At 43.2% G+C, this 17,481-nt stretch carries 18 protein-coding genes; 12 read left to right on the top strand and 6 right to left on the bottom strand.

The features are described from left to right. The first annotated feature begins 40 nt into the window (after window positions 1-40). Window positions 41-1,111 carry a GGDEF domain-containing protein gene (locus AV939_RS18920; protein WP_061998049.1) on the top strand — a complete coding sequence of 357 codons (1,071 nt, stop codon included), beginning with the start codon at window positions 41-43 and terminating at the stop codon, window positions 1,109-1,111. Window positions 1,112-1,152: 41 nt separating this feature from the next. On the opposite strand, the gene AV939_RS18915 is transcribed toward AV939_RS18920, so the two are convergent. Then, window positions 1,153-2,151 carry an NADP-dependent oxidoreductase gene (locus tag AV939_RS18915; RefSeq protein WP_057795416.1) on the bottom strand — a complete coding sequence of 333 codons (999 nt, stop codon included), beginning with the start codon at window positions 2,149-2,151 and terminating at the stop codon, window positions 1,153-1,155. A 335-nt stretch (window positions 2,152-2,486) separates the two neighbouring features. On the opposite strand from AV939_RS18915, the gene AV939_RS18910 reads away from it, so the two are divergent. Next, window positions 2,487-3,809: a porin gene (locus AV939_RS18910; RefSeq protein WP_061998048.1), complete on the top strand. Its 1,323-nt coding sequence runs from the start codon at window positions 2,487-2,489 to the stop codon at window positions 3,807-3,809. 75 nt (window positions 3,810-3,884) lie between these two features. Here the strand turns inward: AV939_RS18910 and AV939_RS18905 are convergent, their stop codons facing one another. Next, window positions 3,885-4,769 carry a LysR family transcriptional regulator gene (locus AV939_RS18905; RefSeq protein ID WP_061998047.1) on the bottom strand — a complete coding sequence of 295 codons (885 nt, stop codon included), beginning with the start codon at window positions 4,767-4,769 and terminating at the stop codon, window positions 3,885-3,887. A 360-nt stretch (window positions 4,770-5,129) separates the two neighbouring features. On the opposite strand from AV939_RS18905, the gene AV939_RS18900 reads away from it, so the two are divergent. After that, complete coding sequence (locus AV939_RS18900; RefSeq protein WP_061998046.1) at window positions 5,130-6,137, top strand: 5'-methylthioadenosine/S-adenosylhomocysteine nucleosidase; 1,008 nt, start codon at window positions 5,130-5,132, stop codon at window positions 6,135-6,137. Between the two features lie 129 nt (window positions 6,138-6,266). Here AV939_RS18900 and AV939_RS18895 read toward each other — a convergent pair whose 3' ends face one another. After that, entirely contained in the window at window positions 6,267-6,710 is a 444-nt protein-coding gene (locus tag AV939_RS18895) for a DUF2721 domain-containing protein (protein WP_013786482.1), read from the bottom strand. 351 nt (window positions 6,711-7,061) lie between these two features. On the opposite strand from AV939_RS18895, the gene AV939_RS18890 reads away from it, so the two are divergent. Beyond that, entirely contained in the window at window positions 7,062-9,167 is a 2,106-nt protein-coding gene (locus AV939_RS18890) for a TonB-dependent receptor (protein WP_082746080.1), read from the top strand. Window positions 9,168-9,412: 245 nt separating this feature from the next. Further along, the gene (locus AV939_RS18885; protein WP_061998045.1) at window positions 9,413-10,705 is read left to right on the top strand and encodes an NAD(P)/FAD-dependent oxidoreductase; all 1,293 of its coding nucleotides are present in this window, start codon (window positions 9,413-9,415) and stop codon (window positions 10,703-10,705) included. Between the two features lie 96 nt (window positions 10,706-10,801). Here AV939_RS18885 and AV939_RS18880 read toward each other — a convergent pair whose 3' ends face one another. Both AV939_RS18880 and AV939_RS18875 read right to left on the bottom strand, forming a co-directional pair. Next, window positions 10,802-11,380 carry a YceI family protein gene (locus AV939_RS18880; RefSeq protein WP_061998044.1) on the bottom strand — a complete coding sequence of 193 codons (579 nt, stop codon included), beginning with the start codon at window positions 11,378-11,380 and terminating at the stop codon, window positions 10,802-10,804. Window positions 11,381-11,402: 22 nt separating this feature from the next. Beyond that, window positions 11,403-11,930 (bottom strand): cytochrome b, encoded by a 528-nt coding sequence (locus AV939_RS18875; protein ID WP_061998043.1) that lies wholly within the window; start codon window positions 11,928-11,930, stop codon window positions 11,403-11,405. Between the two features lie 263 nt (window positions 11,931-12,193). Between AV939_RS18875 and AV939_RS18870 the strand changes: the two genes are divergently transcribed. The 4 genes from AV939_RS18870 (at window position 12,194) to AV939_RS18855 (ending at window position 14,249) form a co-directional block, all read left to right on the top strand. Then, window positions 12,194-12,487, top strand: a complete 294-nt coding sequence (locus AV939_RS18870; protein ID WP_156454655.1) for a hypothetical protein — start codon at window positions 12,194-12,196, stop codon at window positions 12,485-12,487. Between the two features lie 52 nt (window positions 12,488-12,539). Continuing rightward, a complete protein-coding gene (locus AV939_RS18865) occupies window positions 12,540-13,103 on the top strand; it encodes a CBS domain-containing protein (protein WP_061998041.1) in 564 nt (187 codons plus the stop codon). Window positions 13,104-13,287: 184 nt separating this feature from the next. Next, window positions 13,288-13,737, top strand: a complete 450-nt coding sequence (locus tag AV939_RS18860; protein WP_061998040.1) for a hypothetical protein — start codon at window positions 13,288-13,290, stop codon at window positions 13,735-13,737. 86 nt (window positions 13,738-13,823) lie between these two features. Continuing rightward, window positions 13,824-14,249 carry a hypothetical protein gene (locus AV939_RS18855; RefSeq protein WP_057795435.1) on the top strand — a complete coding sequence of 142 codons (426 nt, stop codon included), beginning with the start codon at window positions 13,824-13,826 and terminating at the stop codon, window positions 14,247-14,249. A 41-nt stretch (window positions 14,250-14,290) separates the two neighbouring features. On the opposite strand, the gene AV939_RS18850 is transcribed toward AV939_RS18855, so the two are convergent. Further along, on the bottom strand, window positions 14,291-15,247 hold the full coding sequence (locus AV939_RS18850) for an alpha/beta fold hydrolase (protein WP_082746078.1): 957 nt from the start codon (window positions 15,245-15,247) through the stop codon (window positions 14,291-14,293). 138 nt (window positions 15,248-15,385) lie between these two features. Here AV939_RS18850 and arfB point away from each other — a divergent pair, with 138 nt between their 5' ends. The 3 genes from arfB (at window position 15,386) to AV939_RS18835 (ending at window position 17,461) form a co-directional block, all read left to right on the top strand. Further along, window positions 15,386-15,799: an alternative ribosome rescue aminoacyl-tRNA hydrolase ArfB gene (gene arfB, locus AV939_RS18845; RefSeq protein WP_057795437.1), complete on the top strand. Its 414-nt coding sequence runs from the start codon at window positions 15,386-15,388 to the stop codon at window positions 15,797-15,799. A gap of 150 nt (window positions 15,800-15,949) precedes the next feature. Next, on the top strand, window positions 15,950-16,627 hold the full coding sequence (locus AV939_RS18840) for a hypothetical protein (RefSeq protein ID WP_057795439.1): 678 nt from the start codon (window positions 15,950-15,952) through the stop codon (window positions 16,625-16,627). Between the two features lie 174 nt (window positions 16,628-16,801). Then, window positions 16,802-17,461, top strand: a complete 660-nt coding sequence (locus AV939_RS18835) for a hypothetical protein (protein ID WP_061998039.1) — start codon at window positions 16,802-16,804, stop codon at window positions 17,459-17,461. The last annotated feature ends 20 nt before the right edge of the window (window positions 17,462-17,481 follow it).

Genomic DNA, 17,481 nt, shown 5'->3' with positions numbered 1-17,481 from the left:
TATACTTACTGAAAGATGTTACCCATGTCGGGAGAAGAAGGTGGAAGTGGTAGGAAAGCATAGAGAGATTTTAAGACTTCGTGTTGCTCTTCTTATCGGTGCTTTGTTGCTCGCCTCTTTCATCTTGGCAGATATGGTGTTGTTACCTTCCCCCTTGTACGAGTTTTATCTTCAAAACCGCCTTATATACCAAATTCCAGTTATCTTTTTGGTCATCGCCCTTTCGTTTTCTAGATTCTTTTATGCTGCCAGAAGCTGGATTTTTGCAGGGCTGATGGTGATGTTAACCTTTGCCAATTTTGTGCTCATTTACCAAAGTTGGGTGCTATACGAATTTGCCTTTCCTTACGAGGGCACCATTTTATATGCATTCTATTGTGTATTTGCGTTAGGTGTTACCTATAAGCTGGCGTTGGTGGCATCGATAATAAGCATTGCTGGTTTTATTGGTTTGATGGTAATCGCGCCTGTGTATGGCGATCGCGTCATGATTTCAACGTCATTTGTGGTGGGGTCGTTATTTATATGTGCTTATGCAAAATACCGTTTAGACAGAATAGTGATCCTCTTAAAATCAACGAACAAAAAGCTAAACACCTTAAGTCGGGAAGACCCGCTAACCAATCTCCTTAATAGACGTGCACTGATGAAAGAAGGCGAGAGATTACTGTCGCTCAGCAAAAGGCAGAACCTATCTTTCGCAGTATTTATGCTCGATTTAGATGACTTTAAGAAATACAACGATGCCTTTGGCCACCAACAAGGGGATGATGCCATTGTGGCGCAGGCTGATGTGATGCGCGCCGTGTTTCAACGACAAACCGATATTCTGGGTCGTTATGGTGGCGAAGAGTTTATGGTTATTGTCAGTGGGGTTTCAGCAAGGCAAGTAGAACAAAGTTGCCAGCAAATACTCGATATTTGGGATAAAAAAGCCTTACCTCATGCATCAAATGCATCAGCAAAAACCGTCTCCTGCTCTATTGGTGCAGTGGTAGTAACCAATATTAAAGGGCAAACATTAGAAGGCTTAATTAACCAAGCTGATAATGAACTTTATCAAGCAAAGGCTGCGGGGAAGGGTACTTATTTACTATCGACGCTAAGTTAAATCAGCGTCGATAGTTAGCGTAAAAAATATAAGCCTTAGGCTTAAAGTTTAACGATCATTTTCCCTTTATTGTCGCCAGAAAATAACATCTGTAAACCCTCTACCGCTGACTCTATACCCTCAACCATGTGAGAACGATATTGAATCTTACCTTGTTGTACGTAGGGCGACAGCTTTGCAATAAGCTGAGGTACTTCTCCCCAATGATCAGGCATTGCAAACCCACGAACATTAATGCGCTTTTTAATTAACGGTATCCAATTTGGGCCAGGAGCCGGGTTTTCTGATTGATAGTCGGCAATCATACCGCAAACCACAATACGTCCATGTGTATTCATACGATTGAAGATATGCTGTTGAATTGGGCCGCCGGTGTTTTCGAAGAACACGTCAATTTTGTCAGGGGTGAGCTCCGTTAATTTCGCTTCTAAATCGTCAGTTTTATAGTTTACTGCACCGTCGAAGCCGAGCTCGTTAACAATCCAATCTGCTTTTTCGTCACTGCCAACTACGCCAATAACGCGAAGGCCGTCAGCTTTTGCGAGCTGACCTACGATTGAGCCTACTGAACCAGCAGCGCCAGTGACAACCAAGGTTTCACCTTCTTTAGGCTCACCAAAGTTATATAAGCCTGTGGTTGCAGTTAAACCGGGCAGGGCGAATACGCAAAGCGCCATTTCTTCGGTAACACCTGGCTGCAGCTTATTGAAGCCTTCACCATTACTTACCAAGTATTCTCGCCAGCCAGTCATCCCCATGACTTTGTCGCCAACAGAGAAATCAGGGTTGTTCGACTCTATTACTTCACCTACACCGCTTGAGCGCATGACTTCACCAAGCTCGACAGGCGGAATATAACTTTCACGATCTTCACTCATCCACCCTAGCATTGCAGGGTCGAGTGACATGTAAGTTTGTTTAATCAGTATTTCACCTTCACCCGGAGAAGGAATGGATTGCTCACGAGTTTCAAACAAATGGGAGCCTATTTTTCTATCGTTTGGGCGATTGACCAATAGAATTTCTTTATTGCTAGACATGTGAATCTCTCCTTAGGCTGTTGAAATTATCTTGTACTACAGTTGTGGGGCTAGAAACTGCTTATACAAGCATAATCACTAGAAAGGTCAAAAATAGCGTGTTTTATCAAGCCTTCCTCATTTATTTGTGATGAATGGCAAATGTCAGAATTTACAAATAGCGCCAATATTTGCAATCTATTATTTGCAAAATGTTTACATCTCCTTTAATTATGCCGCTAAAGTTGTAAAAAATGCGATAAATCAGCGTAAATGGCGTTAACTTGCATTGAACAAAACTTACCGTATCCGTAGAATGCGCCACTGCATATTTCCTGTTCTATAAGAGTATTTTTATGAAGCAATATTTTTCTTTACGTGCCTCTGTATGCTTAGCACTAGCCTCGATGGCATCTTCTTCTGTGCTAGCTGCTGGTTTCCAAGTAAACGAGCATAGCGCAAATGGTTTTGGTCGCGCGATGGCGGGCCAAGCGGCAACGCCTGAAAATGCATCAATTCTTGCTACTAACCCTGCTGCAATTACTGAGTTTAAAACGGCTCAGTTCAGTGCGCAGGTAAGCTACATCAATCCACAGGTTGATATTCGTGGTGATATGGATGTTGCTGTGTACAACGAAAGCGGTGAAGTGCTGTTTGCAAATACATATGACGCCAGTGAAGAAGATATTGCTACCTCGGCAGCTGTGCCTTCTTTTTTCTACACTGCACCTGTGAATGACAAAGTATCTTGGGGTATTGGCGCATTCTCTAACTACGGCCTTGCTACCGACTACAGCGATAGCTATAACGGTTTGCACTTTGCTGATGACGCCGAAGTAACCTCATTTACGCTAAACCCTGTTGTGGCTTACAAAGTAAACGATACATTAAGCTTAGGTTTTGGTCTTAACGTGACTTACGCAGAAGCCGAAATTGGTACTGCTATTCCTCAAGCATTTGGTGCGCTACTTGGTAGCGATGCACTAGGTAATGCAACTATTGTTAAAATGTCTGGTGACGATGTTGGCTTTGGTTGGAATGTTGGCGCGTTATGGCAAGCTACAGAGACCACTAAGTTGGCGTTTAGCTACCGTGCAGAAACAGAGCTAAATCTTGAAGGTGAAATTGAATCAGACCTAGGCGCTATCATTCCTGCAGTGGCAGAGCTATACAACCAAGGCGGTTCACTAGATTTAGATTTAGCTGCAATCACTGAAGTGGCGATTAACCAACAGCTTAACGATGAATGGTCAGTGCAAGCCAGTGTTGTATTCACTGAATGGAGCGCATTTGATAAGTTGAATGCAGAGCTTGATAGTGGTGATGATTTACTACTTAAAGAAGAAGATTTTGAAGATTCATTACGCTTAAGCGTGGGTGGAACTTACCTTTATAGCGACAAGGTTACGCTTCGTGCTGGCTATGCGTACGATGATGGCGCAGTGAGCTACGAGCACCGTTCATTGAGTATTCCAGATACCGATCGTCATTGGTACACGGTAGGTGCAACATACGCATTAACTGAAAGCACCAGCATTGATATGGCTTATGCCTATATTAAAGGTCGTGAAGCGGCAGTTAGCCAGCAGCGCTCTATTGGTACTATCGTAAGTGACCTTACGGCTACTGAGCATGCTAAAGCGAACGTATTTAGTTTGCAGGTTAATACAAGCTTCTAAGCAAGTTTGACAAGAAAAAGGGCATCATCATGATGCCCTTTTTTTATGCTTCAAAAAGCGACTAATTCGGATAACCTAGATCTCAGAGAACCAGTCTTGCAAACATGTAATAGCCGCACTGATTTTAGCAGGCACCAATTCACGTTTAGGGGTAACCGCATATACGGTGTAATCAGGTAACGACCAGTCAGTGAATAGCTGCTTCATTGAGCCTTCACTAAGTAAGTGGCGCACCTCTGGTTCAGGCAGCACTGCATACCCAAGTCCATCACGCGTAAGCTGAATCAAGGTTTGCATTGAATCAAGCTCAATACGGCTAGACGTTAGCGGCACTTTATCAAACTTGTCATGCTTCATGACGTATTCTTCTATATGGCGGTGAGAAATATAGGAATACTCTTGAAGAATTTCGGGTGACTCTAGAGGCGTTTTTGCCAAAGGGTGGTCAGCCGATACACACAGAATTCGTCGCCACGTGGCCAACTCTAAACTGCTGAAGTTGGTATCAGACACAGGGGTGAAGCCAAGCAGTAAGTCTGCACCTGAAACAATAATATCTGTAGGTTGGTCGGTTAGGGTCAACGATACATTTATTTTCGGAAAATCCTCACATAACTTCTGCAAGGGCTGACTCAATAAGCCGCCACCAAAACCTTCTGGAGCAATAATATTTACTTTACCTGAAGGTGCGTCTTGAAGCGTTTCAATACGTTCTTGTGCTTCAACAGCGGTGTCTAACATCTTCTTGCTGGTGTCGTAATAGATTCTTCCAGCCTCGGTAAGGCTCAAGTTTCGGGTATTACGATTGAATAAACTCAGCCCAATGTCTTGTTCAAGTTTTCTTAGTTGTTGGCTAATTGCCGAAACGGTCATATGCAGGTTTCGGGCTGCAATACTCATGCTACCGCTTTCAGCGACCTCAACAAATATTTGCAGAGAGCGAAGTAGTTTCATGTTCATTGGTAATTGTATCCTCATCGATACGAGTAAGTTGGTCTCGTGTTGCTTTTTTAAGTCCTTTTATGTCCTATAAATGTAATCCAATAAGGGTAACGGCACATCCGTGTTCAGCTTATGAAACTGCAACTAAGCGTGTTTTATTCTATTGAGGACAGCGAACTAGCTTAAAAACAAAGTAAGGCGGCTCTTGCTTGATGTCATTTGTTAGGGGGGTGTATCCAGTGTTTTTAATATTTGTAAAATGCCGATATAACACTTTCTTTCATACCGAAAGCTGGTACGTTAAGAATTAAACAACGCAGAGCGTACAGGCTTTTGCCTCTGCCCCTTCCAATAAAAAACTAAATAAGAATGGTGATTATGAAACTTCGTGTTATCTCGTTTCTGTTGTGCATGTCATGTGCTGTGGTGATAACTGGGTGTGCCAACACTTCATCTATCACTCAGCCTCAATATGGTCCGGCGTCTTTTACTGGCGATAAATTTACCGCTGTGATGGTTGCTTACGCCCCAGAAATGGAAGGTATTTTGGGCAAAATCGATTCTGATCCTAATGCACAAATACACACCACTACCACAATCAAAGGTATTACTTATCGTATTGGGACCTATCACGATGAACCTATTCTTGTTTTCGCTACCGGTATGAGTATTGCCAATGCGGCCATGTCGACACAAATGGCGCTAGATTATTTCCCTGTTAAACAGGTGGTTTATATGGGCATTGCTGGCGCGGTAAATCCCAAGTGGCAACCAGGTGATGTTATAGTGCCAGAGCGTTGGTACTACCATGATGAAAGTGTTTACACCAATGAAGACGCTGAAAACCCAGGTGAGTACGTGCTACCTGAGTACTACGCTAAGTTTATGGAAGAGCAGCCAGCGCGCCTAGCAGAAGACCCACATTATCCTAAATATAAGCCATTCCAGTTTATCCACCCAGACGAAGTGCTTATTGTAAAAGATGGTATGGATAAACCAGAAGATACGCCTTATTTCACCGCATCACCTAGGTTGTTGAATGCGGCAAAAACAGCAATGGCAGAAATGCCTGCCCAACGTATTTTGAATGAACGTAATGCCAAGCTGCATGTTGGCGGAAATGGTGTTACCGGTTCGGTGTTTATGGATAACCGAGAATACAGAAAATGGGTACGGGATGTTTTCACGGCTGAAGTCACCGAAATGGAATCTACGGCGATTGGCCAAGTATGCACGATTAACGATGTAGACTGGGTAATCATTCGTGCTATCAGTGATTTAGCGGGTGGCCAAGAGGGTGTGAATACAGAAAACATGTACGATAAAGAAGTCTCGCGAGTAGGCGCTAACGTTTTATTTGCTGTGCTTGATGAGTTGGCTGAATAGATAGGTTCTGATCTAATCAGAAGGCTACACAGGTTGGTAGCTGCGGATGAATAACATCGCCCAACCTACAAAAAGCGAGGCAAATCTATTAAGTTGTAGCGTTTGCCTCGCTTTTTTCTCGATAGCTTTTTAGCGAATAGTACGCACCATATTGATGGTGGTAGTAGCCAGTTTCACTTCCACTAAAAAGACAACAAGGGCACAAATTAGAAACATCATTGCCAATATAAAAAGTGAAATGACGGGTGTTTTTAAATCGACAAACCACAGAGAGCCCGCAAATAAAGCCACAATAACGGTACACACCATTAGCCCCGAGGCCACGCACAAGCCAATGGCCCAGTTGATGACCTTTACTCTGCGCCAAAGTACTTTTATTTCTCGTTTTGAACGGTCAACAATATGAGGGTCTGAGAGGGTATGAATTTGCCTTTCTGCTACCCTTACTCTGTCAGATATTCTGCCAAGCCGAGACGACATAACATTCAAAAAACCTGCTATACCCGTAAGTAAAAAAACAGGAGCCACCGCAAATTCAATAAGTTGAGATAGGCTAGGTATTAAGGTATCCAAAAATTCCTCCGGTATTACTGCTGTGCTATCGCCTTTACGAAGCTTATACGTAATTTATATACAGCTTAGCCCACTTGCGTAACGCGGGTGTTGTTTATAAGTGCTGAGTATAAGTATTGGTTATAAGTGTCGTGTATAAGTGCCGTGTATAAGTGCCGGCGGTGAGTTAAGGCTTCTAACCCGTTTCCATACTTAAGCAATGCCCGCTTTTGCTGGGTAAGTTATTACTTTCACTATTAATCGCTAAATAGTTAGCGATACAATTGGCGTTATAGCAAGCACTAATATTGTGGTCAAATGACACATATTATACGTATGTTAATCTCGCCAAATCTATAGAAAGGACAAGCAATGAGCTCCACATTCAGGTTATTTTTACATAGCCTTAGCACCGTGACTGTCGTGTCGTTTTCTTCTCATGCTGCCGCGCAAATCCCAGAAGGCGCAAACACCGCCAAAAGCATAGAATCAATAGAACGTGTAGTGACAACAGGAAGCCGAATTGCTAATTCCACCTCAAATTCAGGATATGTGGTATCTAGTGTTTCAAGCGATGACATAAGCTTTGTATCACCAAGCCATATACAAGAAGTGTTAAATTTTATTGCAGGCGCGGGTGTTCAGCGAGGAAATGGGCAGGAATATTTGCCTGCACTACGCTCGCCAGTGCTTACAGGGGCTGGGGCTTGTGGCGGTATACTGGCTGCTGAAGATAACATTCCTTTACGCGCAGCCGGTTTTTGTAACATTAACGAGTTGTTCGAAGCCCATGGCGAAATGGCTGAACGCATCGAGGTCTTAAAAGGCCCTGCTTCACCCCTTTATGGCTCTAACGCTATTCACGGCGTGATAAATGTTATTACCCCCGATGTTACCCAAGACACCGCTTTATACGGAATTGATTATGGTTCTTACGGCTATAGCAGACTGAAGCTAAGGCAAGGTAAAGACTTTGGTAATTCGGGTGTAGGTATAAACGCGAGTATTACCAGCGACGGCGGGTATCGAGACGAAGAAAGTGTGGATCAAGAAAAGGTTAACCTTCGCCACCGCTACGAAGTTGATAACCTAAAGGTAACCAGTGGGCTGACGTACACCCACTTAGATCAAGAAACCGCTGGTTACATTACTGGGTTTGAAAGCTATAAAGATGAAGATATCGCCCAAGGTAACGACAACCCTGAAGCCTTTCGAAAAGCGAAAAGTTTGCGAGTGTGGAGTAAAGTAGATGTAGCATTAAGCAGCGCCAATGCACTGTCAGTTACGCCATACTTCCGCGACCAAAGCATGGAATTTCGCATGCATTTCTTACCCGGTTCACCTCTTGAACAAAACGACCAAGAAGGCTTTGGTGTACTTTCCCAATATCATCATGTGGTGAACAATACGTTAAGTATTGATGCTGGGTTAGATGCTGAGTATACCCGAGGAAGCTTGGTACAATCCCAAGATAGCGAAACTGTGGGCTCTGCTTTTCTAGTGGAAACCGTGCCTGAAGGGCTTCATTACGACTACCAAGTAGACGCTACCCTTTATGCGCCATTTATTGCGCTTAATTGGCAACAAGCAGCGTGGGCGGTTTCACTGGGTGGGCGGTATGAGTATATTGATTACGATTACACCAACAACATGATATCGGGTCGTACTCGTGATGATGGCACTGAATGTGGCTTTGGTGGCTGTCGATACGCAAGACCTGAAAGTGGTACTAACGACTACAGTAATTTTAGCCCTAAACTCTCGGTGAGTTTTCAAAGCAGTGAAACAACGTTATGGTATGCGGGCTTATCTCGAGGCTATCGTGCCCCGCAAGCAACTGAGCTTTACAGACTTCAGCGCAGTCAACAAATTGCCGACTTAGACTCTGTCACCGCCACCAACGTAGAAGTGGGTGTTAAAGGGCAGCACAAAGCCTTTAGCTATGTGGTATCTGCTTATAGCTTAACTAAAGACAATGTGATTTATCGTGATAGTGATTTTTTCAATGTAAGCAATGGAGAAACCTGGCACAGAGGGGTAGAGCTAACCTTTAACTATCACATCAGCCAAGGTCTGAATTTTGCGTTTGCAGGCAGCTATGCCAAACATACGTATGAGCACAGTGAGCTTTTGGGTGAAGTCGATATTGAGGGCAACGATATTGATACTGCGCCAAACCTTACCTTCAACGCTCGCCTAGGGTACAGCTTTACGCAAAGCACCCAGGCTGAAATTGAGTGGCAGCATGTTGATGAATACTATACCGATGCTGAAAACCTTAACGAGTACGAAGGTCATGATTTATTGAATCTACGGGCCTCTTGGGCAATTTCGCCAGAAGTCTCAGTGTACGCAAGAGTGAATAATTTGCTCGATACCGCCTATGCTGAACGGGCCGATTACACAACCTTTACCGCAGATAGGTACTTTCCAGGGCGGCCAAGAAACGTAATGTTTAGCGTTGATTATCAGTATTAGTTAAAAGCATTATCTACTCTGGTATAAAAAGCGGTAGCGTGTATTTCACGGTTACCGTTTTTTTTGCCTTTTTTATCGTACGCCCTGCTAGAACCAACCTGTCAGGCTTGCGAGAAAATGCGTTCAGGCGTACTGTTAACCCCATATATGCAGCGAATACCTTTAGTCGCGCCAGGTATATCATTTCAATAATCGTGGATTATGAAAGATGAGATACGTGGAATGATTAAATTATAGGTAAACCCATGCAAAAAATAGTTGTTGTCGGTGGTGGCGCTGGAGGTCTTGAACTTGTAAGCCGCTTAAGCCGCACCCTCGGGAGAAAGAACGAAGCAGAAATAACCCTAGTTGATAGAAGTCGCACTCACATTTGGAAGCCCTTGCTTCATGAAGTGGCTGCAGGCGTTATAGACAAGCACTCAGATGGCGTTGATTACGCTATTCACGCAGCTGCACATCACTATCGCTTTCAGTTAGGGAGCATGTGTGCCATTGACGCAGAGGCCAAAACTATCACTCTCGCGCCATTATTCGATGATGAGGGCGTGGCGATATTACCCGAACGTAAAATACCCTACGATCAACTGATATTGGCGATTGGTAGTGTCAGTAACGACTTTGGTACGCCAGGTGTTGCACAGCATTGCTATTTTCTAGATTCACTGGTGCAAGCCGAGCGATTTCATCGTGGTTTGTTAAATCAGCTTATTCGTATTAATCAGCAAGAAGATGAGAATAGCTTTATTAAAGTTGCTATTGTGGGCGCGGGTGCAACGGGCACTGAATTAGCCGCTCAGCTTCATCATGTTGCTAACTTATCGAAAACCTACGGCATGCCAGGCATGTCAGCGTCTCGTTTAAAAATCACTATTGTAGAAGCCGGTGAGCGAATACTGCCCGCATTGCCAGAGCGTATCGCCAACTCAGCCCGTAAGGCGCTGCATAAGCTTGGAGTAGATATTAAAGAACGCACCATGGTAGCTGAGGCTGACGAAAATGGCCTTATTACCAAAGACGGCAGCCGCGTAGATGCTGATTTGATGGTGTGGGCGGCAGGTGTTAAAGCGCCGGATTTTGTCACCGAAATGGGCATTTTTGAGACGAATCGCGCAAACCAAATTCTTGTTAATGAACACTTGCAAAGCACTGGCGACGGTAGCATTTGGGTCATTGGCGATTGCTGTGGATTCAAGCAAGAAAATGGTAAGTGGGTACCACCAAGAGCGCAGTCTGCGCATCAAATGGCAAACACGGCGGCAGACAATATTATTGCATTGCGTCGGGGTAAAGAATTAAAAGGCTATGTCTATAAAGATTATGGTTCACTCGTGCATTTAAGTAACTACAGCACGGTGGGCAGCTTGATGGGCTCGTTATCCAATTCAAGCATGTTTATTGAAGGGCGTTTAGCGAAGATAGTTTATATCTCCTTGTACAACATGCACCAATTTGCTGTGCACGGAAAACTAAGGGGCGCACTAAAGCTGCTACTCAAGAAGCTGAGTTATGCCATTAGCCCTAAGTTAAAGCTACATTAATTTATAAGGTATGAGTCATGCTTAGGTAAGTATATTCAACCTATTAACGTAAAAAGCCCGCATCAGCGGGCTTTGTTATTTATTAAGCTTACAGGGTTACTGTTTAACGCCTTCAACATGAAGCGAAAGCTCAACAGTTTGTGATGCTGGGCCTAGGTCGTAGTCGATACCATAGTCTTTTAATGCAATAGTGGTGGTGCCTGAAAAGCCAGCACGGTAACCGCCCCACGGGTCGCTACCTTCACCAATCTTTTTAGCTTCAATAGTCACGGGTTTAGTCACACCATGCAGCGTAAGGTTACCCGTAATGTCTAACAAGCCGTTGCCTTTGTCAGCCACGTTAGTGCTAACGAATTTGGCTTCTGGGAAATCATCTGCATTCAAAAAGTCGTCGCCTCTTAAATGCTTATCGCGTTCTGAATGGTTTGAATCTACGCTATCGGTTTCGATAGTCACCGAAACAGACGCAGCAGCAGGGTTATTTTCATCGTAGCTAAAGGTACCTTTGAAGTCGTTAAAGCGCCCTGTCAGCCATGAGTAACCTAAATGCTGAATTTTGAAATTAACTGATGCATGAGCACCTTTTGAGTCAATAATATAATCAGCCGCGTGAGCTGAACTTAGCGCAGAATTTAGTGCTATAGCCGTCACGATTGCAAGAGTTAACTTCTTCATAAAATCTCCTTAATATAAGTATTTAGCGAAGCCTTAACATCTGCTTCAGTGTGTCGTCTTTATCAATAAAATGGTGTTTCAATGCCGCCAACCCGTGTAAAGAAGTCAGCACGATTAGTGTCCAAGCTAGGTAAAAGTGAACCTCGCCGGCCAGGTCTTCCTGGTTTTCAATAAACTCACCTAACCCAGGAACAGCAAACCAATTGAATACCTCTATGGCTCTGCCATCGGCGGTTGAAATAAGGTAGCCTGAGGTAAAAAGCGCTAGAAGGACAAGATAAATAGCACTGTGTCCTAACTTACTCGCTAACTTCTCAAATTTGGTGCCAAAAGTCGGTGGTCTCTGGGTAAATGCGCGCGAAATCAGCCTAACTAAAGTCATTGCGAACAACAGTAGCCCTACACTTTTATGCCAGTGGGGTGCGGTTTTGTACCAATCGCTATAGTAGGTCAAATCTACCATCCATAGCCCAGAGGCAAACATACCTGTTACTACCAGTAAGGTGAGCCAGTGAATTAAGATCAGCCAAAGAGGCCAGCGTTTTTTCATAAGTGAACTAAGCAATAGAACCAAATTTTAAAACGAGTCTACTGGAGCAATTAAAAAGTGAATATTTCAAAGCTTATTACAGTGCGTTCTATTTATTAGAATGAATATACAAGTTGAAACGGTACTTAAATTTAGTAATTAGAAAATAAGCGATAAATCGTCTAAAAATTGAGGCGGGTTTAAGTGATAGTGAATAAAAAAGCCATATAGTATTAAGTAAGGGTGAGTTAACCCGTTTTTTAAATGTCGCTGGAGTTCTTCTTTTGAATCTTTTGCTTTTGCTACTCACAATGTCATTCCTAGTACCTGAAAATGGTGCTGGTAATGTATTGAGCAAAGAGATTTCACAAGTATCGAATGACATTAGCATTCAATATTTAGCCTCATCAAATCTAGAGCAAGCCAGTGATAAAGACGAGCTTGATGATGGCGCCTACTTTTTAAGTGCTTTCTTCGCGAGTAGCATTGTTCCCAATACTCGCTTTTTTACTTACACCCTGCCCAGCGATGCAGACTATGTAGCGCATCCCATTCGCGCTCCACCCCACCTTAGTTAAACAAAATATTCATTTATCTATTTAATTTGTTAACTAATTTAAGGGGAAGGTAATGCATACCTTACAACTTCATAAAACCGATGCCGCCGATCGTCTAGCTTGGCCTGTTGTTGAAAATAAAGTGTCTGTCACATCGTCAGCGATGACGGTATTTACAGACTTCAAACAATACATGCCACATGTAATTGACGAAAATGCACCAGCGACACGAGTCGAAAAAATCATGCGCCAATCTCATGTTCGTATGATGCTGGTGGTAGATGCCAATAATGCATTCACCGGCATAATTACGTCACAAGACGTGAGCGAACAGCATATTGTACAACGAATTGCTGAATTAAAAGTGCCTAGAGATGGGTTAGTGGTACGTGACTTCATGCAGGCGAAAACATCATTAATGTCATTTGATTTCACTGAATTGACAAAATCGTCGGTAGGGGATGTGGTAGAAACCCTGAAAGATTATGGGCAGCATCATTGCTTGGTGCTCGACAGAGATTCCCACGAGGTACGCGGTGTTATTAGCGTGAGTGATATTGCTCGTGAATTAAGAGCCCCTCTTGATGTTCAAGATAAACCTACGTTTTCACAATTAATTCGGGTGTTAGCTGCATAGCTTACTCTATTTACCGCTGCCAATGCCACGGTAGAGGGGGTTAACTTTGCCAGTATCACACTTGCAATAGCTCCGCGTTACCATCGCGCCCTCAACAGCATTGAGGGCGCGATGGCCTACTACATTTCGAATTTCGAAATCATTGTCTATAGTTTGATTATGGAGTATTGAAGAGCAGAGATTTATGAAACCAGTACATGGCTCATTTGTAGTTACTCGGTGCGGTAACGTTATGCTTACCCAAGCTTACGGCCCTTGGAATTGTGAGTGTGTTGATGGTTTAGTGCTTGATTATCGGGATAAGTCTATCGATATGCATGGCAGTAACTGGGGTGATATTGTGGTTCTTGAAGGGGAGTCCCTGCTTATTCCCGATGCTGAGAGTCTTCTGACTGAGCGTATATCTGCAGTTCGTCATCTTGGGTTAAGTCATTTAGCGTTAGTACTTGAATCGTCATTAGTAAAATCAACCACCCAAAATCAACTTGGAGCGGTATATCGTCAAACCGGTGTAGACTTTTCTTTCTTTGATACCTACGAAGAAGCAAGGGCGTGGTTAACTCATCTTGGTTATGTTCTTGATAAAGACGCAGAGCGCGCCCATTTTGTGAAAACTAAACAACATTGCCAGTAGTTGCGTGAACCTCAGCAAGTTGGAATGATTCTCGCAACATTCTCGATAAGTAAGATGTTTTAAACGACTGAAATCGAGGCCAAACTATGATCCATAGCACCTATCCACCCAGTGTTGTTATAAAAGCTTTCACTTGGGCCTACCAAGAAGTTGGCTTGAATCAAGCAGAGGCTGCTGATTTACTTGGCGTTTCTGAAACATCCCTATCGCAAACCACCCTACTTGGGTTCGAGCATGGCACGACCGAGTACCGTAGACAGCTTTCTTTCATCCGTATGTATCATTTACTCATTGCGTTGTCAGAAGGGGACAGTGAGGCCATGCAAACATGGTTTCAGCAATATCAAAGTGAAATAAAAACCTCGCCTAAAAACCTGTGTTTTACTTCAGACGGTATTGAAAAGGTCACTGATTACTTACGAGAACTAAAGCAAACTGTTGAACTAAGACCAAGTCTATCGCATTTACGAAATACTAAGGCAAGCTCTGCTACCAGAGTGGTTACGCATTAAGGAATGACTCGGTGCATAAATAGATAAAATGCATAACATTGTTAAGCGAGCCCTAGCTGAACGCCTACTTTGTTCACTTTGTTTATGAAGTTAAAACAAGCTTCAGGCTGAGTATTTATAATCATATGGCCAGCGTTAGGAATAATTTCAGCCATGCTACTAGGAAGCGACGTAGCAATATAAGACATATGCGCATCGGGTGATAAGATGGCGTCTTGTTCACCATATAAAATACCTACCGGGCACGAAATAGTCTTGTAGTGTTCAAACTGTTTATACAAACTTTCTGTTGAAGCTACCATGTCACAGCTAGCTTGATAAAAGCTCTCTGAATGCAGCGCAAGTGCACCACCGCTCTCACTTCCAAAATTTGAGGGTACACGTTCTGGAAAAAAGACTTGAGCAACCTGTTTCTTACCAAAAACTATACGCAGCGGCGCGGCCAACGTTTTACTGATTAAACTGCGCAACCTTTGATAGGGAATGTACAGTACAGATAAAGGACCAGGCCCTTTTGTTAAGGGAACCGTTAACGGGCAAAGCAGCGAGACAGACTTTATTTTATCTGGTGCATCTAGTGCCATGCGCAAAGCAATTGCGCCCCCCATAGAGTGTCCTGCAACAAATGCTTCGCCTAAATTTAACTGTGACATCCAGGCTAAAATGGTGGCGCTTTGAACGCTAAAATCTGCCGATGTGTTACGATGACGTGTAGAAAAGCCGCTTCCAGGGCGGTCAATACTGTACACAGTATAGTACTTGGCTAACTGATTCGCTAAAGCAGTAAAGTTAAGTGCATTACCCGCAAGTCCATGAATAAGAATAAGGACAGGGCCTTGTCCTTGTTTGGTGTAATGAATTTTTTCTCGCTGTACGTTTGAAAATTGGCCCGGTGGACGGAAGTTTTTTTCGATTTTCTTATCGATATGCTGAGTGAAAAACCACGACGCCACTAAAAGGCAGAAGATAAGTGCGACAACAATATAAATGACCACCACAATGTGTTCCTTTTATTAGCGTTATTAGTAAACTAATAAGAAATGAATAGACAGTCAATGTAAGCCTTTTTCTATGGCGCTAAGTACAATTTATAAACTGTCAAATAACTCACAAGTGAAGAATATAACCGTTAAGCTATGATTACGATTACCCCTACTATCACGCTAGAAGATAGCGACATTGAAATGCAAGCCATCAGAGCACAAGGTGCTGGCGGGCAAAATGTAAATAAAGTGAGCAGTGCTATCCATCTGCGCCTTGATATACCTGCCTCGTCTTTGCCTCAAGAGGTAAAAGATACGCTGCTTAATACAAAAGACAGCCGCATCTCTAACGAGGGTGTGTTTGTTCTGAAAGCGCAAAATTCTCGAACTCAAGAACAGAATCGGGAAGATGCCATTGTGCGTCTAAAAGCATGGATAGTCAGTGCCACTAAAAAACAAAAACCAAGGAAGGCAACCCGCATGAGTCGAGCAGTAAAAGCGAGGCGTGGCGAGGCCAAAAAGCAACAAAGTGTGAGAAAATCTATGCGGAAAAAAGTGGATATTTAACCTACTTTAGCCTAAAGTATAGGTCTTCAGCGACGTCGTTTCGTAAAATGAATGGAACATTCTACGTATTAATGAGTTAAATACGAAAAATATACGATTAAAGAATACGTTTTACGCTCAAGCTGTTATGGATATAAGGGAATTTCTTCAATGACACGGTCTGACATTATACCTATGGTACTTTTCGCTGCCATCGTTGTCTCGCTTGGGATAAATACGCCACAAGCGGCTAACGAAATAATAGCGAAACTCTTCGGTAAATCTATTTCAAATAGCGAACTACAACCTAGCCAAAGTGATGTAGATCGCTTCCAGTCTATTCTTAGTGACAAATCTGAAGTTGAGATCCGAAAACTTTTAGCTCAGCGTGCGTTAGGCACAAAAATTAGTGAATCTGTTATTGCTGACTTTGCCGACGAAAACAACATTGAGCCTTCAGAAAGCGAAGTTGAATCCGCTTATGCGGTTATTAAAACTTGGACAGTCGATTTAAGCCACAATGCTGAATATTCAGATGAAGAAGTTGAACGTTACCGTCTAGCCATGGCAGAAGGCATGGCTAAAAGTTGGAAAGTGTCTAAGTCACTGTATGAAACCTTTGGTGGAGATGTTGTATTCCAGCAAAGTAACCCGCTTACCCCCGTTGGTGCCTATAAGGATTTGTTCGAGCAATATCGCTCACAAGGCGAGTTTGTTATTTACGATCCTGTATTTAAAGCGGCTTTTTGGGAGTCGGTAAGAATGCGTTACTCTAATGTGCTTCCCCAAGAAAATATCGATTATTCATCGCCTTGGTGGGAAGCTGGATTAAATGCTTCTGGTGACTAAAAACCCCTTATAGCGTCGTTTTATATAACGATTAAAATATAATGAATTGAATAAAACACCCCGCTTAAAGCGGGGTGTTTTTGTTTGTGAAAATTTTTTAATTGTTTGTTTGGAATAAACGATGAGGTTCATTCGTTATTTAAGTGTCTTTGATGAAAAACAGGAAATAAACGAATGAACAAACTACATACTGCTTTAATTGTTGCATTAGGTGTTACTTCAAACGTGGCGTTGGCTCAGACTGTAGCTGCATCTGTTTCAGTGTCTAATAGCACCGGAACTTCAACCAATGGGTCTGGTGAGCAAGCAAGTTTTACCCAGTCAATGTCTTCACAAACTTCCGCTTTGGCAAATGTAGACGCACAGTCAAATGCGGTTACCGACACTAAGGCTAGCCCTGAAACTGGCAGCGAAACGCAAAACGCAGACCAAGCTGATGCTACTGCCACTACTAACGACACATCAGAAGCATCTGATGAAACAAGCGGTGAAATCCTCACTCAGCTCACCAGTACGCAAAGTGCTCTTGAAGGTAGTGTTGCGGCAACGCAGAGCATTGCTACAAATGCTTCAGGAGCCTTAGATGTCGCTACTTCTGCCGCCACTGACGTGGTATCAGGGGTAGTTGATAGCAGTGTATCGCAAGCGGCTGATGTCAATGGCATGGTGTCTTCAATATTAACCCAGTCGGTTGAAGCGGTAGCGCAATCACAGGTTGAAGGTAGTGTGGCTAACCAAGTATCTGGTCAAGTAAGTGGGCAAATCGAAAATACGGTTTCAACCACTGTTGAAAACACAGTAAGCGGAAATATTGCTGGCATTCTAAACCAGTAACAATCACGCAGATTAATGTG

Origin of the sequence: Alteromonas sp. Mac1 (assembly GCF_001562125.1) — a bacterium.
GTDB classification, from domain to species: domain Bacteria; phylum Pseudomonadota; class Gammaproteobacteria; order Enterobacterales; family Alteromonadaceae; genus Alteromonas; species Alteromonas stellipolaris.
Note: the sequence above shows the minus strand (reverse complement) of the source record. Positions and strands in the feature narration are given on the sequence as shown.

What these genes read in the sequence shown, in the direction of transcription:
- AV939_RS18915 (WP_057795416.1), bottom strand. Translation starts at nt 2,151, where the DNA reads ATGTCTAGCAATAAAGAAATTCTATTGGTCAATCGCCCAAACGATAGA.
- AV939_RS18910 (WP_061998048.1), top strand. Translation starts at nt 2,487, where the DNA reads ATGAAGCAATATTTTTCTTTACGTGCCTCTGTATGCTTAGCACTAGCC.
- AV939_RS18905 (WP_061998047.1), bottom strand. Translation starts at nt 4,769, where the DNA reads ATGAACATGAAACTACTTCGCTCTCTGCAAATATTTGTTGAGGTCGCT.
- AV939_RS18900 (WP_061998046.1), top strand. Translation starts at nt 5,130, where the DNA reads ATGAAACTTCGTGTTATCTCGTTTCTGTTGTGCATGTCATGTGCTGTG.
- AV939_RS18890 (WP_082746080.1), top strand. Translation starts at nt 7,062, where the DNA reads ATGAGCTCCACATTCAGGTTATTTTTACATAGCCTTAGCACCGTGACT.
- AV939_RS18885 (WP_061998045.1), top strand. Translation starts at nt 9,413, where the DNA reads ATGCAAAAAATAGTTGTTGTCGGTGGTGGCGCTGGAGGTCTTGAACTT.
- AV939_RS18880 (WP_061998044.1), bottom strand. Translation starts at nt 11,380, where the DNA reads ATGAAGAAGTTAACTCTTGCAATCGTGACGGCTATAGCACTAAATTCT.
- AV939_RS18875 (WP_061998043.1), bottom strand. Translation starts at nt 11,930, where the DNA reads ATGAAAAAACGCTGGCCTCTTTGGCTGATCTTAATTCACTGGCTCACC.
- AV939_RS18865 (WP_061998041.1), top strand. Translation starts at nt 12,540, where the DNA reads ATGCATACCTTACAACTTCATAAAACCGATGCCGCCGATCGTCTAGCT.
- AV939_RS18860 (WP_061998040.1), top strand. Translation starts at nt 13,288, where the DNA reads ATGAAACCAGTACATGGCTCATTTGTAGTTACTCGGTGCGGTAACGTT.
- AV939_RS18855 (WP_057795435.1), top strand. Translation starts at nt 13,824, where the DNA reads ATGATCCATAGCACCTATCCACCCAGTGTTGTTATAAAAGCTTTCACT.
- arfB (WP_057795437.1), top strand. Translation starts at nt 15,386, where the DNA reads ATGATTACGATTACCCCTACTATCACGCTAGAAGATAGCGACATTGAA.
- AV939_RS18840 (WP_057795439.1), top strand. Translation starts at nt 15,950, where the DNA reads ATGACACGGTCTGACATTATACCTATGGTACTTTTCGCTGCCATCGTT.
- AV939_RS18835 (WP_061998039.1), top strand. Translation starts at nt 16,802, where the DNA reads ATGAACAAACTACATACTGCTTTAATTGTTGCATTAGGTGTTACTTCA.